Annotated in this window: 3 protein-coding genes; all 3 read left to right on the top strand. The window is 44.7% G+C overall.

Annotation, left to right across the window (positions count from 1 at the left end; genetic code table 11):
* Nucleotides 1-470: 470 nt before the first annotated feature.
* On the top strand, nt 471-1,628 hold the full coding sequence (locus AC5V8P_RS24160; RefSeq protein WP_064796525.1) for an MFS transporter: 1,158 nt from the start codon (nt 471-473) through the stop codon (nt 1,626-1,628).
* Nucleotides 1,629-1,709: 81 nt separating this feature from the next.
* On the top strand, nt 1,710-2,435 hold the full coding sequence (locus tag AC5V8P_RS24155) for a phosphonate ABC transporter ATP-binding protein (protein ID WP_063210635.1): 726 nt from the start codon (nt 1,710-1,712) through the stop codon (nt 2,433-2,435).
* Nucleotides 2,436-2,460: 25 nt separating this feature from the next.
* Nucleotides 2,461-3,765 (top strand): hypothetical protein, encoded by a 1,305-nt coding sequence (locus tag AC5V8P_RS24150; RefSeq protein WP_064796549.1) that lies wholly within the window; start codon nt 2,461-2,463, stop codon nt 3,763-3,765.
* Nucleotides 3,766-3,772 lie beyond the last annotated feature (7 nt).

Raw genomic sequence — 3,772 nt, 5'->3', positions numbered from 1 at the left:
ATTTGATAACTCATGGAAACAAATGCCTCCTATTCTGTCTTCTAGCCCAGAGCGGTGAACGTAATTAAAGCCCGTCCATAAGCAAAACATGAGCATTTTGAAATTGCCCACTTATTTATTATGGCTTGTTCTGCCGGGCATTGTCCACTATAATATAAAATAGTGCGTTGTGACGTGAACTTGGTCGGATTGAACATACGAGGCTCCCTAACTGAATGGAGTCAGATACATACCAGACAAGCTCTATCCGTAAAATCGTCATCTCAGATGGCGATTTTTTCTTTCTCTCTTTAATACACTAAAATTATTACACTAAAAACATCTTAATATGTAATATACCGATTTTTCAGAAAATGGTAGACATCGTGATAAGAATTATTATTGATTATGGTATCAAACAAATGCAAATCATTTCTAAGCATTCATTTTATGATGGTAACAATTTATTTGTTCGAGCAGGAGGAGCCAGGATGTCGTCGTCTTTACGTGTTCATTATTTTATCTTAATTGCAGTTATTATTGTTGCGGGGTTATGTCAGGGCTTACTGCTACCTATATTGTCGATCTCTTTGGAACAAATGGGAGTTTCTTCTTCGCTAAACGGTATGAATGCGGCTGCGTTGTATATTGGCTCATTTGCCATGACGCTGGTGGCTGAACGTACTTTGGGATGGTTGGGGTTCAAAAAGCTGATGGCCAGTGGTCTTGTGCTTGTGCTTATTACGCTGTTGCTGTTCCCGCTAATCCCTGATATTCGGATCTGGTTCATACTGCGTCTGCTAGTAGGTATAGGTGACAGCGCGCTACACTATTCTGCACAGTTGTGGATATTGCTGGTAACTCCGCCAGAGAATCGAGGTCGCAACATTTCTTTCTATGGTATGTCTTACGGTCTAGGGTTTGCATTAGGACCATTGGGATTATGGCTACTCGATTATGGAATGCTGGTTCCATTTGCTGCTTTGGCCTTATTATGCTTGCTAGTGCTGCTGTTGGTGTTAATCAAGCTGCCTGACTCCAGACCGGAGAAGCAGGAGACTGAGTCGCGTCCCGCACATAGATTCCGGCGCAGCTATAGCTGGGCATGGTACGCTCTGTTGCCTGCATTTCTATACGGTTATATGGAAGCGAGCCTGAACAGTAATTTTCCAGTCTATGGCCTGCGCATTGGCTTTCATACCGATGAAATTGCTGCTTTGCTGCCTTTCGTCAGTTTGGGAGGCTTAGTCCTGCAACTGCCTTTAGGTATATTAAGTGACCGTTGGGGCCGTAAGAAGGTACTAATGAGCGTAGGTATAGCAGGAGGGTTGACCTTTATGTTGCTACCATGGAGTGGCAATCATTTTATGTTCACTTTGATATTGCTGACCATCGCAGGTGGATTGGTAGGCTCCTTTTTCTCGCTCGGTTTGGCCTACGCGGCTGACCTGTTGCCCAAATCATTTTTAGCGGCAGCGAATGTGCTCGCATCCTTTCATTTTAATCTAGGAAGTGTAGTTGGACCTAATATTAGCGGAGGGTTGCTAGATGTTGGAACTCAGGGCAGTATGTTTCTAGTCCTTGGAGGTAGTTATATTGTTTTCGGATTGTTAGGTCTGTTTTCCCGAAAAAGAGTACCAGCGGTTTAAAACTGCGGTTTGCATGGTATTTGTTTCACAATTACTATAAAATATAAACATGTATTGATGGCGGACAAAGGGGAATAATAGATGATTAAAATTCGGAAGCTGACAAGGCGAGTGGGGCCTGAACGTACCCCGTTGCTTCAAGGGATTGATGCTGAAATTCATCAGGGTGAATTCATTGTTATAGTGGGGCCAAGCGGAAGCGGTAAAACGACACTTCTTCGCTGTCTTGCTTTACAAGAGCCTTGGGAAGAAGGCAGTTTGATAGTTGGTGGCAATGATGTACTGAAATCCGGGTGGACGGGCAAGATGAAAATAAAGCGGGAATGGGCATATCTGGAGCAAAATCCGCATCTTAATATGAATCGGACCGCTCTTAAAAATGTGCTCATTGGCAGATCTGGTCAAACCCCGTGGTGGAGAATGGTGACTGGAATGGTGCGTTCCGACGATTATATGGGAGCGATGGATGTTCTAGAGGACCTGGGTCTGCTGGATAAGGCACATGATAAATGCGACAAGCTCAGCGGCGGCGAACGGCAGCGGGTAGCCACTGCGCGTGCTCTGGTTCACGGAGCCAAGGTTATTTTAGCTGATGAGCCTGTGAATGGACTTGATCCTGCGTCGGCAGCGCATGTACTGGAAACCTTTCGCAAGCTGTGTTCAGACGAGCGAGTTACGATCGTTACGGTACTGCCGCTGGAAATGGCTGAACGTTATGCTTCCCGAATTTGGGGCCTGAATGAAGGCAAACTTGTGTTTGATATTCAGGGAAGACGATTGACACAGTCAGAAAAGAACAAATTGTGAAGGAGACGGCAAGAAAGTGAAAAAAATGCTGTTGAAAATGGTGGCCGGCTGCTGCTCCTTGTTGCTTCTTGCTGGATTTTTAAGCGGCTGTAATGTGATTAGCGATCCGATTTCGCTGATGCAGACACCAACGATGTCTGATGAGAAACAACAGCTGAATGGTGCAGTGAATACGCAATTAGGGGCGGTACAGCCTTTAAGACCGAATGATCCGGACGATCCTACGCCCATTCGGACGGGAGATTTGAATAATGATGGCATAGACGAAGCAGTGCTCTTTTATGAAACACCAGATGAGAGCGTAAAAATACATGGTGCCCTGTTTGAAGATCAAGGAGGCACATGGGTAAAGAAGCTTACGTTTGATGGGGAAGGCACGGTGTTGGAATCCTTTAAACTTGTAGATTTAACGAATGACGGTACGCTTGATATAGTAGCAGGCTTTTCGAGCGGAGACAGTGGCGAGAACGGAGACCAGAAGGGCCTTATCGTATACTCTTATACTGGAGGAACGTTGGAAAAAATATATGCGACGGGTTATACGTACTTCGTCGTAGATGATTTTAACCATAAAAAAATGGATTTGAACGGGGACAATTTAAATGATTTGACGATTATCTTGCTCCGTCGTAATGAATTTTTCACCGTCAAAACATTCCAGTTCAGCGGAGGGAGCTTTAAGGAAATCGGATCGCTGGATTTGGACAGTCAGGCCCTAGGTGTCTACAATGTTGTCGCTGGCAAGGTGGCTCAAGCTAGACAGGGGATCATCATTGATACAAAAATTGCCGAGACAACTACGGTATCCAATGTTATTGTGATGGATCAAGGTAAGCTCAGAAAGCTCAATCTCATGGATGTTACCTTCAAGGATGCTACCATTGCCAGTGGTGATGTGGACGGTGATGGTATTCTCGAATTTGGGAACTTGGAAAAGCCTAAAGGCTGGAGCAATAGGCCGCTGGATGAAGTTCCGTATTTTGTATCGTTCTATCAGTGGGACGGGGCCAAAGGGACGATTTTTAAACAGCAGCAGTATCGAGATTCTAACGAGCAGGTCTACTTCAGGTTACCGAAAGAGCTGCATGGCAAGGTGACTATTGATCCGAAGGTTTCCAGGAAGGGTAGCTATTTGCGATTTATTTTGGAGGATACAGACAAAACAATAGCGGAAATTAAATATTTCTCATTGTCACAATGGGAGCGAAATAATGAAGGCTATAGCCAATTGTGGCGAACGAATGCACAGGTAATTGGCATTAAGCGATCCAGTGAACTGGAGCCACGTAAAACTATTAAAGACAAGTTGGGGGAAAGGCAGGTAGAGTAGAGTGAGT

This window comes from Paenibacillus sp. N119s (assembly GCF_059447605.1).
Note: the sequence above shows the minus strand (reverse complement) of the source record. Positions and strands in the feature narration are given on the sequence as shown.